Source organism: Streptomyces peucetius (genome assembly GCF_025854275.1).
GTDB lineage: Bacteria > Actinomycetota > Actinomycetes > Streptomycetales > Streptomycetaceae > Streptomyces > Streptomyces peucetius_A.
This window is the reverse complement of sequence record NZ_CP107567.1, coordinates 5363604-5378211: the sequence shown is the minus strand read 5'-3', so window position 1 is coordinate 5378211 and position 14608 is coordinate 5363604. Positions and strand designations below refer to the sequence as shown.

The 14608-nt window shown below is 72.9% G+C and carries 14 protein-coding genes; 8 read left to right on the top strand and 6 right to left on the bottom strand.

Going from position 1 to position 14608, the window contains the following annotated elements; genetic code table 11:
* Positions 1-326: 326 nt before the first annotated feature.
* Together OGH68_RS24900 and OGH68_RS24895 are read right to left on the bottom strand one after the other, a co-directional pair.
* A complete protein-coding gene (locus OGH68_RS24900; RefSeq protein ID WP_264247184.1) occupies positions 327-1058 on the bottom strand; it encodes a hypothetical protein in 732 nt (243 codons plus the stop codon).
* An 80-nt stretch (positions 1059-1138) separates the two neighbouring features.
* Positions 1139-1654 (bottom strand): hypothetical protein, encoded by a 516-nt coding sequence (locus tag OGH68_RS24895; protein ID WP_264247183.1) that lies wholly within the window; start codon positions 1652-1654, stop codon positions 1139-1141.
* Between the two features lie 109 nt (positions 1655-1763).
* Between OGH68_RS24895 and OGH68_RS24890 the strand changes: the two genes are divergently transcribed.
* Positions 1764-2858 (top strand): hypothetical protein, encoded by a 1095-nt coding sequence (locus tag OGH68_RS24890; RefSeq protein ID WP_264247182.1) that lies wholly within the window; start codon positions 1764-1766, stop codon positions 2856-2858.
* A 145-nt stretch (positions 2859-3003) separates the two neighbouring features.
* On the opposite strand, the gene OGH68_RS24885 is transcribed toward OGH68_RS24890, so the two are convergent.
* Entirely contained in the window at positions 3004-3975 is a 972-nt protein-coding gene (locus OGH68_RS24885; protein WP_264247181.1) for a polyprenyl synthetase family protein, read from the bottom strand.
* Positions 3976-4278: 303 nt separating this feature from the next.
* Between OGH68_RS24885 and OGH68_RS24880 the strand changes: the two genes are divergently transcribed.
* The 3 genes from OGH68_RS24880 to OGH68_RS24870 all read left to right on the top strand — a co-directional run bounded on the left by OGH68_RS24880 (position 4279) and on the right by OGH68_RS24870 (position 7641).
* The gene (locus OGH68_RS24880) at positions 4279-5526 is read left to right on the top strand and encodes a GAF domain-containing protein (RefSeq protein WP_264247180.1); all 1248 of its coding nucleotides are present in this window, start codon (positions 4279-4281) and stop codon (positions 5524-5526) included.
* A 193-nt stretch (positions 5527-5719) separates the two neighbouring features.
* Positions 5720-7237, top strand: coding sequence for an aldehyde dehydrogenase (adh, locus tag OGH68_RS24875; protein WP_264247179.1), 1518 nt, complete (start codon positions 5720-5722; stop codon positions 7235-7237).
* Positions 7237-7641, top strand: coding sequence for a DUF779 domain-containing protein (locus tag OGH68_RS24870; RefSeq protein ID WP_264247178.1), 405 nt, complete (start codon positions 7237-7239; stop codon positions 7639-7641). Before adh ends, OGH68_RS24870 begins: the two co-directional genes overlap by 1 nt.
* Before the next feature lie 116 nt (positions 7642-7757).
* On the opposite strand, the gene OGH68_RS36490 is transcribed toward OGH68_RS24870, so the two are convergent.
* On the bottom strand, positions 7758-7832 hold the full coding sequence (locus OGH68_RS36490; RefSeq protein ID WP_373297613.1) for a 50S ribosomal protein bL37: 75 nt from the start codon (positions 7830-7832) through the stop codon (positions 7758-7760).
* 108 nt (positions 7833-7940) lie between these two features.
* The gene (locus OGH68_RS24865) at positions 7941-9035 is read right to left on the bottom strand and encodes a Ku protein (RefSeq protein ID WP_264247177.1); all 1095 of its coding nucleotides are present in this window, start codon (positions 9033-9035) and stop codon (positions 7941-7943) included.
* A gap of 49 nt (positions 9036-9084) precedes the next feature.
* Between OGH68_RS24865 and ligD the strand changes: the two genes are divergently transcribed.
* From ligD to OGH68_RS24850, 3 genes are all read left to right on the top strand, one after another.
* The gene (gene ligD, locus OGH68_RS24860; protein ID WP_264247176.1) at positions 9085-9972 is read left to right on the top strand and encodes a non-homologous end-joining DNA ligase; all 888 of its coding nucleotides are present in this window, start codon (positions 9085-9087) and stop codon (positions 9970-9972) included.
* Positions 9969-10874 (top strand): ATP-dependent DNA ligase, encoded by a 906-nt coding sequence (locus OGH68_RS24855; RefSeq protein WP_264247175.1) that lies wholly within the window; start codon positions 9969-9971, stop codon positions 10872-10874. The genes ligD and OGH68_RS24855 overlap by 4 nt, the downstream gene beginning before the upstream one ends.
* A gap of 78 nt (positions 10875-10952) precedes the next feature.
* Complete coding sequence (locus OGH68_RS24850) at positions 10953-11384, top strand: nuclear transport factor 2 family protein (RefSeq protein WP_264247174.1); 432 nt, start codon at positions 10953-10955, stop codon at positions 11382-11384.
* Positions 11385-11439: 55 nt separating this feature from the next.
* Here the strand turns inward: OGH68_RS24850 and OGH68_RS24845 are convergent, their stop codons facing one another.
* Positions 11440-12240: a nuclease-related domain-containing protein gene (locus OGH68_RS24845; protein WP_264247173.1), complete on the bottom strand. Its 801-nt coding sequence runs from the start codon at positions 12238-12240 to the stop codon at positions 11440-11442.
* A 189-nt stretch (positions 12241-12429) separates the two neighbouring features.
* Between OGH68_RS24845 and OGH68_RS24840 the strand changes: the two genes are divergently transcribed.
* Complete coding sequence (locus OGH68_RS24840) at positions 12430-14562, top strand: HEAT repeat domain-containing protein (RefSeq protein ID WP_264247172.1); 2133 nt, start codon at positions 12430-12432, stop codon at positions 14560-14562.
* The last annotated feature ends 46 nt before the right edge of the window (positions 14563-14608 follow it).

Genomic DNA, 14608 nt, shown 5'->3' with positions numbered 1-14608 from the left:
GAGGCGCAGGCGGGATTCGAACCAGCATCCGCCGGCGTTCGTCCGTACTCGGTCGATCTGGCGATCGGTGGCGATGCTGAAGCTGGAGCGAGAGTCTGAGTGTGATCGCGGCTGCCTCTGCCGTGTTGGGCCACCCCGGCCAGGATCCGTGCCGGGGGAAGGACTCGAACCTTCACTGTCACCGCGTCTTCAGGCTGAACCTCAGTTTCAGCTTGCGCCCATCACGCGGACCGGTCCTCATTTCCGGCCCGCGCCTGTTGCGCACCCCCGCGCTCGCACGGGGGCGATCGTGGGGCCGGTGCCCGAAGGCGCCGGCCGGGGTGCCGTCAGCCGAAGAGGTAGCCGAACACCGCGTCCCCGACGCGCTGGTCGGTGACCTCGGTGCCGTTGGCCTCCTCGCGGGCGAACTTCACCGCGTGCTGCAGCTTCTCGACCCGTCCGAGCAGCTCGTTCACCCGTCGCGCCGGAAGCGCGCCGGAGAACTTGACCGTGGTCCAGTAGCCGATCGGCACGTCCTCGTAGTACACCTCGACCTGCGCCGGGTGCTTGTCGGTCGCCTCGGCCTTGACGTGGTTGCGCGGCACCTTCTTCGTACGGATGGTCCGCACCGGGTCCGTCTTCCACCAGTCCGTCGACGGGTCCGGGGACCAGGACTCGGCGGCGTCCAGCACGGGCAGCTTCTTCACGAAGGTGTGCAGGTCGGTGAGCTGCTTCTCGAGGAAGAGCAGGTAGCTGACCGGCGCCTGCGGGACCACGGTCCGCCCGTCGACGACGACGTCCGCGCGGGCCGAGCAGTTGGCCCAGTCCTTGGTGGCGGTCACGTCGAACAGCCGGGTCAGCGACTCCGACATCTCGCGCAGCACGTCCTCGGCCATCACCTGCACCCGCGTGGACTCGGGCGGCAACTGCTCGCCCTCCTCGTCCTTCGGCTGGTAGGTGCGCGAGATCCCGGCCAGCAGCGCCACCTTCTGCACCCTCTGGTGGGCCGCGGTGATGTCCTGGTACGACTTGCTCTTGACGCCCTTTTCGACGGCGATGATCTGATTGAGCTTCGCCACTTCTCCCCCTTCGAACAGCACCGAACGTACCGGAGGAAGTGGCACCCGGTCCTGTGGTTTTCCGTGGGCCGCCGCCCGTGTCAGGCCAGCCGGCCGAGGCTGTCGAGCAGGTCGGCCCACTGGTCGTCGCGGCCGGTGGCGGAGAGAGCGGGGTAGCCCGGGCCGGCCATGTGGTGCAGGAAGAAGGAGTGCAGGTCGTCCGCGGCCTTCTCGAACGCGGAGGACTTCGGCCACTCGGTCCCCGTGTCGGGGAAGTACCAGATCTCTCCCGTGGCGCGGTGTACAAAGAGCGGCTCGTCCCCGACGACGCCGCAGCACAGCCATTCCTCACGGCTCAGCACGGCCGCCGCCGCTCCGGGGACCGGGTCGGCGTAGAACTGCATCGCCGGAACGTTCGCGGCCGAGAAGAGCGTGACGTCGCCGCAGGTGGCGCCGTCCGTGACAGCGAGGAACTCGCGGACGGCGGCGGGGAGTCGGGCTGCGTCCGGACCGCCGGCCGCGGCCGGCGCGGGCAGCAGGTTCATCATGGTCCACTCGCGGCGGGTGGCCAAGGCGGCGCGCAACTGCCCGATCACGTCGATCAGTTCCCGGTTCACCGGCACACCTGCCTTCCACACTCCCGGACGGGAGGCTCCGCCCCGGTCCCCGCCCCCTATTCTGGCGGCGTCAGTCTCCCCCGCGTCGCATCCCCGTGCGGAGTCCCCTGTGACCGTCACCGCCCGTCTCGTCGCCACCGTCGCCGCTCCGCTGCGGGCGGCGACGGCGGACGCACCCGAAGTGGCGCACCCGCCCGGTCGACGGCTGCTGGTCCAGCGCGGAGACGACGAAGTCGTCGTACGGGATCTCGATGCGGACGGGCCACCCGCGGAAGCACGTATCCCCGCTCCCTGGCCGCGGCGCTTCGGCGAGGTCGCGGTGTCGCCGGAGGGTGACCTGGCGGTGTTCGCCGGTGTGCACGCGGTGCGGGCCGTCGACGCCTCCGGGGCGACGCGCTGGGAGGTGCGGCACGGCTGCTGGGGCGGCGCGTGCTTCTCGGCGCACGAGTCGTTCGGCGAGTACGCCGACGACGAGGACCACCGGTATCCGGACAGCGGGTCGGCGGCGTTCTCCGCGGACGGCAGGCTCGTGTGGACGCACGTCCGCGGACCGTTGAGCGCCGGCGGGCAGGGTGAGGACGACCAGGAGCTGTGGCTGGTCCTCGACGCCGCCGACGGCAGGGTGCTGGGACAGGCGCAGACCCTGACCGTGGGCTCCGGTTCGCACCACACGCCGCACCCGGACCCGGCGCAGACGGGGCTGAGTGTCGGCGAGGGCGAGGAGGGGTCCCCCGCGCTCTGGGGGCGGTGGGACGGGCGGCGGCTGTCGGTCAGGAAGATCGACGACGAACTGCTGCTGCACGGGGTGAGTCCGTCCGGCGGGCTGCTGCTGGCCGGGGACATCGGGCAGTACACCCTGTACCTCCACTCGGCGGACGACGGCTCGGTCCTGCGGGAGCTCGACGCCGAGGGCACTGTGCCGCCGCACCCCGACGGCACCGGCGAGGGCCGCGTGCACTGGGACCACGAGGCTGCCTTCGTGGACGAGGACACCGTCGTCGCCGGCACCTCAGAGTGCGACGCGGCCCACGGCACGGCCCGCCACTGGCTCGTCGACGCGCGCACGATGTCGCTGCGCGGCCGGATCGCCTACCCCTTCGCCGTCGCCGGACCGGCCCGCTCGGCGGGTGGCGGCAGCTGGTACACGGTCTCCGGGGACGGGACATCGCTGTGCTTGTGGGACCTGCCGCCGGACGGGAGCTGAACCGTGGCGGCCGCGAGGCCGACGGCCCCGAGAGGGCGATGCGTGAGGAGTCGCGACCACTCTTCCTCGTCGGTGGGCAGTCACCGTTCGCCACGTCGAGGAGCAACACCCAGGACCCGGGGCCGGCGGGTCGTCCCCCGTCGGATCACAGCATCACCCGGGACGAGCGGTCCACGAGGTCGGCCAGCACCGGCAAGTACTCCTTGTCGCCGCCCAGTTCGCCGAGCAGACGGAGCGCGCTCTCGCGGAAGGCGTCGACGTCCCGGCGGAAGCGGTCGAGGTTGGTGGGCGCCCTGAGGAGGCCGGCCAGTTCGCGGCGCGCGGCGTGGGACGCCGGGGCAGCGGCGTGCAGCGACAGGAGGCGTTCGGCCGGCGCGGGAGAGCCGCCGTCGAGGGCGCAGGCGAAGAGGTAGGTCACCGTGCCGTTCCGCAGGTCCTCGTCGCGGCCGGTGAGCATGTCCTCCTGGTCGTTGAAGAGCTGCCACAGGACGCCGAACACATCGCCGAAGCCGCGCCACGTTTCGGTCCGGTCCGTGTCCGCCTCCGCCAGGGTCGCCGCCATCGCCATGATCATGCGGAAGGGTGCGCTCGACTTGCCGCGGTACGCGGCGAGGACGGACGCCCTGGTGGCGCCCGCGGCGTCCCCGCGCATGTCGGCCAGCTGGCCTTCGGCGGCAGCGGTCGCGCAGGACAGTGCCTCGGTCGTCAGGACGGCGCGTATCTCTTCCGGGACCCGCAGGGACCGCAGGATCGACAGCGGCAGCACGTGCCCCGTGACGACGGACGCGAGGAGGGCTTCGTTCGCGCCCATGGCACCGCCGGCCACGATCGACGTATTGCCGTCCGCCACGTCGTCGAGGTAGCAGGCCGAGGTCCACCAGAGGTCGTGCACGACGGCGAGCGGGACGGCAGGACCCGGCACACCGGTCTCCGCACCGTGCACGAGCAACGGCAGGACGGACAGGGGGTACGTGAACTTCTGGTTCCGTAAGAGACCGGTCACCGCGTTCCGCAGCTCCCCCGCTGCCGGGCCGAGCCTTTCGAGGGCGATCTCCGTCTCCGCTTCGATGTCAGCGGCGAACTTCTGGTGCAGGTCAAGGTACGACATGGATGCCATGCGCGGGCTCCGTCCCGGTGAGTACCGTCGGGTCCGGCCCACGTCGCGGTGTACGGCTGCGGGGGCGGTTGCGCTGCTCGCCCGGCCGCCGGCCGGCGCAGGCCATGTGGGCAGCAGGTACTGGGCGCTGCCCTTCGGGACGCTACCCCAACCATGCGGCGCTGGGAACGTGCACTCGCATCCGATACGGGCTGCCGCCGGCGGCTCGGGACCCACCCCGAAACCGTCCGTACGGGGTGGTGCGCTGCGGGGCTTCCCGGCGGAGAATGGGCGGTCGTCCCCCGATCCGCGACAGGGGAGAACATGTCACAGCGCAGTGACCTCCGGCGGCGCCGGGCCGCCCTGGAGGACGAGTGGTCCCGCTGGGTGCCCCGGCTGAGGGCCGCCCGACGGTCGCCGGGCGGCGGCGAGGCACTGCGGCCCGAGGTCACCGAGTCGTGGGTGCGTTCGCTGAGCAGCGTGGACCCCGGCCTGGACAGCGCCCCGGTCTCCGACGGGGGCACGGTGCACCACCGCTGGGCCCGCTCGCCGCTGCGCCGGCCGGTCGACGATCTCGGGGACGAACTGCTCAGCATCGCCGAGGACGCCGGTTTCGTGACGGCGGTGACCGACGAGTCCGGCACCATCCTGTGGACCTGCGGCGGGCAGACCATGAAGCGTCGCGCCGAGCGGGTCAACTTCGCACCCGGCGGGCGCTGGGACGAGCAGGCCATGGGCACCAACGCCCTGTCACTCGCCCTGCGCACGGACCGCCCCAGCACCGTCTTCTCCGCCGAACACCTGGTGACCGCGCTGCACGGCTGGGTCTGCTACTGCGCGCCGATCCACGACCCCGGCGGCCGGGTGCTCGGTGTCCTGGACCTGTCGACGACATGGGACCGTTCGCATCCGCTGGCCATGTCCACCGTGCGGACGCTCGTCTCGACGATCGAGGCACGGCTGCGGGCCGATGCCGGGGCCGCGGGCCCGCCCGGGGCGCCGGGCAGCGGCGTGCGACTGCGCTGCCTCGGGGCGCGGGAGGCGGTGCGGGACGGTGCTCCGCTGCCGTTGCGGCCACGCCAGCTGGAGATCCTGACGCTGCTCACGCTGGAGCCGGACGGCTTCTCGCCGGAGCGGCTGCGCGAGGCGCTGTACGGGGAGCGGCCGGTCACGGCCTCCACCTTCAAGGCGGAGATCTCGCACCTGCGACGCGCGCTGTCCGGTGGCATCGCCACGCGCAGGTACGCCCTCACCGCGCCCGTCTCGTGCGACGCCGTCGATCTGATGCGCGCGCTGGAGAGCGGTGACACCGCCGCCGCGCTGCGCCACTACCGCGGCCCGCTGCTCCACCGGTCGGAGGCGCCGGGGATCGTCGAGTGGCGGGCCCGGCTGGAGGTGGCCGTACGGGAGGCGGTCCTCGCCAGCACCCGCCCCGAGCACGCGCTCCGTTACGGCGAACGTGCCCCGTACGACGTGGCGGTGCACGAGCACGCGCTGCGTCTGCTGGGGGCGGGCGACGCGCGCCGGGCGCTGGCCGCCGGGCGGTTGAGCACGGCCCTGCACGACGACTGACGGCCCGCACGACGGCCGGCGGCCCGCACGACGACCGAAGGCCGGCGGACGACGGCCGGCTGCTGCCCAGCCGGTGGCGGTGCCCGCGCCGGACGCCAACCTCGCGCCAACCTCTCCGGCGCACAGTGTGAGCCGCCACGGCGGCACGACGCCGCCGCGGCACCTCACTCGCCATCCTCCGAGGAGAGCCACCATGGTGTACGCGCAGCCAGGATCAGAAGGCAGCATCGTCGACTTCGCCCGCCGGTACGACAACTTCATCGGTGGCGACTGGGTCGCCCCCGTGGAGGGCCGGTACTTCGAGAACCCGACTCCCGTGACCGGCAAGGTCTTCTGCGAGGTGGCCCGGTCGTCAGCGGCCGATGTCGAACTGGCCCTGGACGCCGCCCACGCCGCCGCGGACGCGTGGGGGCGGACGTCCGCCACCGAGCGGGCGAACATCCTGAACAGGATCGCGGACCGGATCGAGCAGAACCTCGAGAAGATCGCCGTGGCCGAGACCTGGGAGAACGGCAAGCCGGTGCGCGAGACGCTGGCCGCCGACATCCCGCTGGCCGTGGACCACTTCCGCTACTTCGCCGGTGTGGTCCGCGCCCAGGAAGGCAGCATCGCGGAGATCGACGCCGACACCGTCGCGTACCACTACCACGAGCCGTTGGGCGTGGTCGGCCAGATCATCCCGTGGAACTTCCCGATCCTGATGGCGGCGTGGAAGCTGGCGCCCGCGCTGGCGGCCGGCAACTGCGTCGTCATCAAGCCCGCCGAGCAGACCCCGGCCAGCCTGCTGCTGGTGGTCGAGCTGATCGCCGACCTGCTCCCCGCCGGCGTGCTGAACGTCGTGAACGGCTTCGGCGTCGAGGCCGGCAAGCCGCTCGCCTCCAGCCCGCGCGTCGCCAAGGTGGCGTTCACCGGCGAGACGACGACCGGGCGATTGATCATGCAGTACGCGAGCGAGAACATCATCCCCGTCACGCTGGAGCTGGGCGGCAAGAGCCCGAACATCTTCCTGCCCGACGTCACCGCCGCGGACGACGACTTCCTGGACAAGGCCGTCGAGGGGTTCGTGATGTTCGCGCTCAACCAGGGCGAGGTGTGCACCTGCCCGTCGCGTGCCCTGGTCCACTCCTCCATCTACGACGAGTTCATGGCGCGCTGCGTGGAGCGCACCCGGGCGATCGTCGGCGGCGACCCGCTCGACCCGGCGACCATGATCGGCGCACAGGCGAGCAACGACCAGTACGAGAAGATCCTCTCGTACATCGACATCGGTACGCAGGAGGGCGCCGAGATCCTCACCGGTGGCGGGCGGCGCTCGGTGCCGGGCCTGGACGGCGGCTTTTACATCGAGCCGACCATCTTCCGCGGCAGGAACGACATGCGGGTCTTCCAGGAGGAGATCTTCGGGCCGGTCGTCTCCGTGACGACGTACGACTCGGTCGACGAGGCCCTGAAGATCGCGAACGACACGCTGTACGGCCTGGGCGCGGGCGTGTGGACCCGCGACGGGAACACGGCGTACCGCCTGGGGCGGGAGATCAAGGCCGGCCGGGTGTGGACCAACTGCTACCACGCCTACCCGGCGCACGCGGCGTTCGGCGGCTACAAGAAGTCCGGGGTGGGCAGGGAGAACCACAAGATGATGCTCGACCACTACCAGCAGACGAAGAACCTGCTGGTCAGCTACTCCGCGAAGAAGCTCGGGTTCTTCTGATGGCCGAGCGGGCGGTCCGGGTGTCGCTGACGCCGGCAGCCGGGGAGCTCGTCGCCCAACTGGTCGCCGTGCACGGGCCGGTGATGTTCCACCAGTCGGGCGGCTGCTGCGACGGCAGCGCGCCGATGTGCTATCCGCGCGGCGAGTTCCGGGTCGGCGGCTCGGACGTCCTGCTGGGCAGGGTGGCCGGTGACACGCCGTTCTGGATGAGCGCGGACCAGTACGCGTACTGGCGGCACACCCGCCTCACCGTCGACGTGGTGGCCGGGCGCGGCAGCGGCTTCTCGCTGGAGGCGCCGGAGGGGGTGCGTTTCCTGCTCCGCTCCCGGGTCCTCACCGACGAGGAGCTGGACCGGATCGGCGCCGAACCGCCGCTCCCGACAGGCGCCGAGGTGACCGGCTGACCGCTTACCGCCGACCGCACTCTGCCGCTGCCGCGGTGGCGGCGGATTCACGGCACGGAGCCGGACCCGTTTCGCCGGGTCCGGCTCCCTCGCACAGCTCGCACGACCGCTCGGCGTCAGGCGTTGGGGCGCTTGCCGTGGTTCGCGCCCTTCTTCTTGCGGGCGCGGCGCTTGTTGCCTCGTTTGGACATGACGTGCATCTCCCTTGAAACGGGACTTTCCGGGCCTCGCCAGTCTAGGTTCGGCCCCCACGGCCCGCATCAGCTCGACCGTGGCCGCCGACCGGGGCGGCCCCGTACTCACGCCGAGGAGCGCTTCCTCGGGGCCGCCTTCTTCGACGCGGACTTCTTCGACGCCCCGCCGGACGAAGAGGAGCCCGAGGACGCCGACTTGGCCGTGGACTTCGACGCGGACTTCTTGGCCGCCGTGGACTTCGACGCGGACTTCTTGGCCGCCGTGGACGTCGACTTGGCCGTGGTCTTCTTGGCCGCGGTCTTCTTCGCCGCGGACGTCGACTTCTTGCCGCCCTGCTCCTTCGGAGCCGCCGCGGAACGCCGCCCCTTGATCGGCGTCACCCGCGCCTCGTCACCGGCGGGCTCCTCCGCCCCCTCGCCGCGCGCCTCCTGCGCCGCGCGCACACTGCTCTCCAGCGCCGCCATCAGGTCGATGACCTTGCCGCCCTCGCGCTCCGCCGGAGCCGGCTCGACGGCAGCGCCGCCGCCCTCGGCCTTCGCGGCGATCATGGCCTCGACCGCGTCGCGGTAGTCGTCGTGCAGCGACTCGAGGTCGACCTCACCGAGCGTGTCCATCAGAGCGTCGGCGAGGTCGAGTTCCGCGTCCCGCACGGTCACGTCGCTCTGCGGGGCCACGCCTTCCGGCTGCCTGATCTCGTCCGGCCACAGCAGCCCGTGCATGGCGATCACGTCGTCGACGACGCGGAGCATGCCGAGCCGCTCCCGTCCGCGCAGCGCGAACTTGGCGATGGCGACGCGGTTGCTGCGCTTGAGCGCCTCGCGCAGCAGGGTGTACGGCTTGGCGGCCGGCACGCCGTTCGCCGAGAGGTAGTAGGCCGCGTCCATCTGGAGCGGGTCGATCTCGGAGGCCGGCACGAAGGCGACGATCTCGATGGTCTTCGCGGTCGGCAGCGGGAGGGCGGCGAGGTCCTCCTCCGTGATCGGGATCATCGACCCGTCCGCGTCCTCGTACGCCTTGCCGATCTCGGCCTGCGTCACCTCCTTCTCCTCCAGCTCGCACACCTTGCGGTAGCGGATGCGCCCGCCGTCGGCGGCGTGGATCTGGCGGAACGAGACGGAGTGGTTCTCCGTGGCGTTGACCAGCTTGATCGGGATGCTGACCAGCCCGAAGGAGATCGCGCCGTTCCAGATGGATCGCACGTTTCATCCCTTTCATCCGAAATTCCGGAAATCGTGGGATTCTCATCGTATGACGCCGATCACAGAGGTGGAGGGGCGGCGCCTGGCGCTCACCAACCTGGAAAAGGTCATCCATCCCGCCACCGGGACCACCAAGGGCGAGATCGTGCACTACTACGCGGTCACGGCCGAGGCGATCCTGCCCCACCTCAGGGACCGCCCGGTCTCCTTCCTCCGATACCCGGACGGTCCCGACGGCCAGGTGTTCTTCACCAAGAACCCGCCGCCCGGCACTCCCGACTGGGTGCGCACGGCGCCGGTCCCCCGCTCGGAGGACCCGAAGGCGCGCCAGGTGGTGATCTGCGACCTGGCCTCACTCGTCTGGGCGGCCAACTTGGTGGTCGAGTTCCACACGCCGCAGTGGCGGGCCGACCGGCCCGCCGTCGCGGACCGCATGGTGTTCGACCTCGACCCGGGCGCGCCCGCCGGCATCGCCGAGTGCTGCGAGGTGGCCCTGTGGCTGCGCGACCGGCTCGCGCGCGACGGCCTCGACGCGTACGCCAAGACGTCCGGCTCCAAGGGGCTGCATCTGGCCGTGCCGCTGGAGCCCACCCCCTCCGAGCAGGTCTCGGCCTATGCGAAGTCGCTGGCCGTCGAGGGGGAGGCCGCCCTGCCGAAGCTGGTCCTGCACCGGATGGCCCGGGCTCTGCGGCCCGGCAAGGTCTTCGTCGACCACAGCCAGAACGCCGCCGCGAAGACCACCGCGACCCCGTACACCCTGCGGGCGCGCCCGGAGCCGGCCGTCTCCGCGCCGGTGACCTGGGAGGAGGTGGACGAGGGCCGCGCGGACGGGGCCGGGCTCGTCTTCCGGCTCTCCGACATCGCCCCCCGGCTCGAGCGGTACGGCGACCTGCTCGCCCCGCTCGACGACCGCGACAGAGCCGGGCACCTGCCGTGACGCTGCCCCGGCCGCCCCTGAAGGTGGCGCTCGCCGAGTCGGTGAACGCCCTGCCGAGCGGTACCAATCTGGCCTACGAGCCCAAGTTCGACGGGCACCGCATGGTGATCTTCCGCATCGGCGGCGAGGTGCTGCTGCAGGCCCGTTCGGGGCGGATCGTCACGGCCGCGTTCCCCGATCTCGCCGCCGCCGCCCGGCAGCTGCCGGACGACACCGTGCTCGACGGCGAGGTCGTGGTGTGGCGGGACGGGCGGACCGACTTCGCCGCCGTGCAGAAGCGGGCGGCCGCCACGCCCGGACGGGCTCCCGCGCTCGCCCGCGCCCTGCCCGCCTCGTACGCCGCCTTCGATCTGCTGGCGGAGGCCGGCGAGGACCTGCGGCCGCTGGCGTACGAGAAGCGGCGGGCGCGGCTGGTGGCGGTGACCGGGCCGCTGGGGCCGCCGCTGCAGCCCGTGCCGATGACGCTGGACCGGGCGGAGGCGGCGGGCTGGTACGAGAGCCTGCCGGCGATCGGTGTCGAGGGGCTGGTGGTCAAGCGGCTGGACCAGACCTACCGGGGCGGGGTGCGGTTGTGGCGCAAGCTCCGGCACACCCGCACGCACGACGCGGCCGTGGTCGGCTTCACCGGCGCTCCGGCCCGGCCCACCGCGCTGACCCTGGTGCTGCCCGACGACGACACGCCGGTGGTGTCCAGCCCGATGCCGCCCGGGCTGCGGGCGCAGGCGGCGGCCCTGCTGGCCGGGCGGGCCGGCGGCGCGAGCGGGACGGCGGTCGCGACCGGGATCGGCGAGGTCGCCTACCGGGTCGTCGAGCCGGGGGTGGTCGCGGAGGTGGAACTGGGCACCACGCGGCACACGGTGACGACGGTGGTGCGGCTGAGGGCACCCGAGGAACTCGACTAATCAAGTTTGACTAGTCTGCGTCCGGGCATTACCTTCCATGGCCGAGCGACCGGTCACGTATGACGACGAGGAGACAGAGTGACGTTTCTGCCCGACACCGGACACATCCCGAGCGCCGAGGAGCTGGCAAGCATCCAGGAGTGGTTCGCCGCCTACGACGCGCACAGCGCCGCACGCGACGTCGAGCGCATGGCGGACATGGCCGTCTTCCCGCTCAACCTGATCAGCGACGACACCGCCGGCGACGGTGTCTGCGCCCAGTGGGACCGCCGGCAGTTCGTGGAGACCATGACCCGGGTGATGGGCGACGGCGATGCCGACATCTCGTTCGAGTCGGTGCGGACGCCGGTGTTCCTGTCCGCCGCGATGGCCGTCGTCTTCACCGACTCCACCATGACCATGGAGGGTCAAACCCGGCAGCTGCGGTACGCGGACGTGCTGGTCAGGCGGAACGGGACGTGGGCGTTCCAGACGATGATGCAGGCCGGCTGGGGCGACGGCCTGCGGTAGGTCCGGCGCGCCGTGGCCCGGCCGTGGCGGAATCGGCCGGGCCTCGGCCGCCCGCTCAGGCCGCGAGCCAGGTGCGCCGGTCGCGGGCCGCCGCGTACAGGGACTCGATGTCCGCGGGCTTGAGCACGCCGCCGAGCCGGGCCAGCGCCGGCACCTCGTCGTCCCGCAGAACCTGGATGTCACCCGGCGCCGAGGCCGCGTCCAGCCGGGCCGCGCCGACGACGACCAGGACCGGCCGGACCACGACGGCCAGCACATGCGCGGCCCGGTCGGCCCGGCGGCGCGTCAGCGTCAGGTCGACGGCCGTGCCCCGGCCGCCCTGGACCAGCCGGTCGCCGACGCGCACCCGCGTCCGGTCGGCCGCGAACGCGTGCAGGGCGAGCACCCCGCCCGGACCGAAGGCCAGGTGGTCGATGTGGTCGGCGCCCGGCAGCGGCACGGCGTGCAGCACCCGCCATCCCGCGGGCTCCAGTCCGTCGAGCGCGTCGCCGAGCCGCTGCTGCGCGGCCAGGTCCGCACGCCGCGGGTCGCGCCGCAGCCGCAGCGCGGCCGGCGGACGGCGTTCGAGGTCCGTGCACAGCGCCTCGCCGGGCCGGTTGGGGGCCAGGTCGTCGTCGGGGGGCAGTGCGAGACGGGCGAGTTCGTCGCGGGTGGGCACGGGCGGCGGCCCCACGGTGAGCTCCCCGGCCGTGAAGGGGGCGAGCGCCTGGAGCACCGCGTCGCGGTGGGCGGCGGAGAACAGGGCGACCCGGCCCGTGTCGCGGTCGCACCAGGCGACGTCACGGCCGTCGGGAAGGCTCACACAGAGCCGGTCCCCGCCCCGGACGCGCACCGGCGTCACCCGCAGTCGCTGCATCGGCATCACCCCCCGCCCATGGGAACAGCCGCCGCCGACGGCGGCAACAGGCCTGGATTCAACAACCCCCGGACAACCCCGACCGATACCGGTCAGGATGTCGGGTCCTTGGGGCACACTTCCCCCAGACACAAGGGTCGAGACCCGAAGTTGCTTGGAGACCCAAGGTTTCTTGGGAGGGGGACAGTCGTGTTCGCGGGAATCGACGAGGTCGAGTGGGCCTCGCTGGAGCATGCCTACGGCCCGGCCGACGATGTGCCGGAGCTGCTGCGCGGACTCGCCTCCGCGGATCCGGCCGAGCGCGAGAACGCACTCGACGGAATGTACGGGGCCGTGCACCACCAGGGGGACGTGTACGACTCCACGCTGGCCTGCATCCCATTCCTGATGGAGCTGGTGGCCGATCCCGACGTGCGGGACCGGGGCTGCGTCGTCGAACTGCTGACCAGCATCGGCGGCATCGATCTGGACGGCGACGAACTGGATCCGGAGGACGAGGAGTTCGAGGACGCCGCGAACTACGCCATGGCCGCGTCGGCGGTCACGGCCGGCGCGGACGTCTTCCTCGGGCTGCTGGACGATCCTGACCGCGGGGTGCGGCTCGCGGCGCCGCACGCGCTGGCCACGCTGCACAGCGATCCGGTCCGGGTGCTGCGCCTGCTGCGCGGGCGGCTCGAGGCGGAGCAGGACACGGAGGTGCGGCTGGCGTGCGTGGAGGCCGCCGGCCGGATAGCGCTGCGCCACGAGAGCCTGCTGCCCGAGGTGGTGGATCTGCTCACCACCCTGTCCCGCGCGGCGTACGGCGCGGGGGTGCGGCTCGCGGCGCTCGCGCAGCTGGCCCGCTGCGCGCCCGGTGCGCTGCCGTCCGACGTCGTGCCGGGCGTGACGGGCCTGCTGCGGGAGCTGCGCACACAGCCGGTGGCATCGGCCCCGGCCGCCGAGGGGCTCCCCTCGGCGACGCTGCTCGGCCAGCTGCGGCAGGTGCGGTCCGCGGACACCGCGCCCCACCGCGCCCCGTGGACGGCGGACCTGCTGCGGACGCTCCACGACGGCCTCGGCGACCGGGTGGACGACCGGACAGCGCTGCTCGCGGACCAGCTGTGCAGCCCGGACCGGGCGCAGCGGGTCGAGGCGGTCCGGATGAGCAGCTCGCTGCTGCGGACGTGGCGGGGCGCGTACGGGGAACTGGTCGGCCTGCTCGGCGAGCAGCTCGCGGACCCCGAGCCGCGGCTCGCCATGGGCGCGGCGTACGCGCTCAAGGAGCTGTTCGGCCTCGCGCTGCCGGCGGCGGACGCCCTGGCGCAGCGGGTGGCCGCCGAGCCGTCCACCTGGGTGCTCAGATGGGAGAACGGGCCGCCGACGCTCTGCCCCGCGATCGTGGCGCTCGCGCGGGCGGGCGACGCACGCGTGGTGCCCGTACTGGCGGAGATCCTCGATCGGGCGGAGGCCCCGGGGGACCTGGGGCACTCGCTGGACGAGCTGGGAAGGGCCGCCGCGCCGCTCGCCCCGGCGCTGCGCGAGCGGCTGGCGGGTCTCGCGCTCGACGACCGGCTGGCCGACCGGGTCGGGCCGCTGCTGCACGGACTGTCCGTGCTGGGCCCGGGTGCCGCGGCGGCCGAGTCGGTGCCTGCCGTCCTGCGGGTGCTGCGGGGCGCGACGGGTGAGCGGCGCGAGGGGGTGGTCAGGTCCGCCGTGCGGACGCTCACGGCTTTCGGGCCCGCCGCCCGGGAGGCAGTGCCGCACCTGTGGGGGCTGCTGCGCGAGGCCGGATACGGGCAGGGCGCCGACCCCGCCGCGTACCTGTCCCCCGCCGGCGCCGCCTTACCGCCGGCGCTCGCCGCGCGGACCGCGGGCGCCCTGTGGGCGATCGAGGGCGACCGGGACGCGGTGCTGCCGGTGCTGTGCGCGGTGCTGAACACGCCCGAGCAGGCCGGCCGGCAGTCGGCGGCCTCGGTGCTCGGCACGATGGGCACGGCCGGAGCGGCCGCCGCGCCGCAGCTCGCGAGGCTGCTGCGGTCGATGGAGCCGTGGACGCGGGTGCGGGCGGCGGTCGCGCTGTGGCGGGTGAGCGAGGACCCCGAGCAGGCGTGGCCGGTGCTGCGCGCGGCCTGGGAGACGATGCCGCGGACCCGGATGTCGGCCGCGGCGTGCCTGGCGGATCTGTCCACGGCGGGCGCCGAGGGCGCCGAGCGGCTGGTCGACCGCGAGCTGCTGTCCGCCCGGCGCCACAACGGGAACGACAACGTGGCGGACAGTCGTGACATCGTGGAGGACGAGAGGCTGCTGGCCCTGTGCCGGCAGGCGGTCCATCGCGGGCCGTGACCGGCCGTCGGTCATCGGACGCACCATCGACGGGGAGGACCCGAGA

Bases quoted from the DNA above. Each gene is read 5' to 3' on its own strand.
- OGH68_RS24885 (WP_264247181.1), bottom strand. From the start codon at position 3,975: ATGGCATCCATGTCGTACCTTGACCTGCACCAGAAGTTCGCCGCTGAC.
- OGH68_RS24870 (WP_264247178.1), top strand. From the start codon at position 7,237: ATGGCCGAGCGGGCGGTCCGGGTGTCGCTGACGCCGGCAGCCGGGGAG.
- adh (WP_264247179.1), top strand. From the start codon at position 5,720: ATGGTGTACGCGCAGCCAGGATCAGAAGGCAGCATCGTCGACTTCGCC.
- OGH68_RS24845 (WP_264247173.1), bottom strand. From the start codon at position 12,240: ATGCAGCGACTGCGGGTGACGCCGGTGCGCGTCCGGGGCGGGGACCGG.
- OGH68_RS24880 (WP_264247180.1), top strand. From the start codon at position 4,279: ATGTCACAGCGCAGTGACCTCCGGCGGCGCCGGGCCGCCCTGGAGGAC.
- ligD (WP_264247176.1), top strand. From the start codon at position 9,085: ATGACGCCGATCACAGAGGTGGAGGGGCGGCGCCTGGCGCTCACCAAC.